This window comes from Halomonas sp. ND22Bw, from assembly GCF_003011945.1.
GTDB classification, from domain to species: Bacteria; Pseudomonadota; Gammaproteobacteria; order Pseudomonadales; family Halomonadaceae; genus Halomonas; species Halomonas halophila.
The window spans coordinates 1-447 of record NZ_PXWD01000174.1 but is presented as its reverse complement, the minus strand read 5'-3'; the positions used below and the strand labels follow the sequence as shown (position 1 = coordinate 447).

Here is a 447-nt window from a genome sequence, read left to right as displayed (position 1 = left end):
CGTGCTGGCGACGGCCCTGCTGCTGGGCGCGATGATCGCCCTGTTCGCTGTGGGCAAGAGCCAACTGGGGCTGGAGGCCGAAGGGCGGCTGGAAGACTGGCTGGCCGGGTTCCGTCAGGGGCCCTGGGGGCTGGTGGCCGCCATCGTGGTGTTCACGGTTTCGGCCTTCTTCGGCGCGCCGCAATTCATCCTGATCGCCGCCTGCGTCGTGGCGTTCGGGCCGTGGTTCGGCTTCCTATACAGCTGGATCGCGACGGTCGTGTCTGCGGGCGTGACCTACTGGCTGGGACGCGGACCCACGGCGCGGCTGCTGGCGCGACACGGCGGCAAGACGGTCGGACGGCTGACGCGGTTCGTCGGCAAGAACGCGTTCCACGCCAGCTTCATGATCCGCAACGTGCCGTCGGCGCCGTTCATCGTCGTGAACATGGCGTTCGGGGCGGCGAG

The 447-nt window shown here is 69.1% G+C and carries 1 protein-coding gene; it reads left to right on the top strand.

Going from position 1 to position 447, the window contains the following annotated elements; all coding sequences use genetic code 11:
* Positions 1-447, top strand: a 447-nt coding sequence (locus tag CVH10_RS17545) for a TVP38/TMEM64 family protein (RefSeq protein ID WP_146142993.1), incomplete at both ends; no start/stop codon positions are given.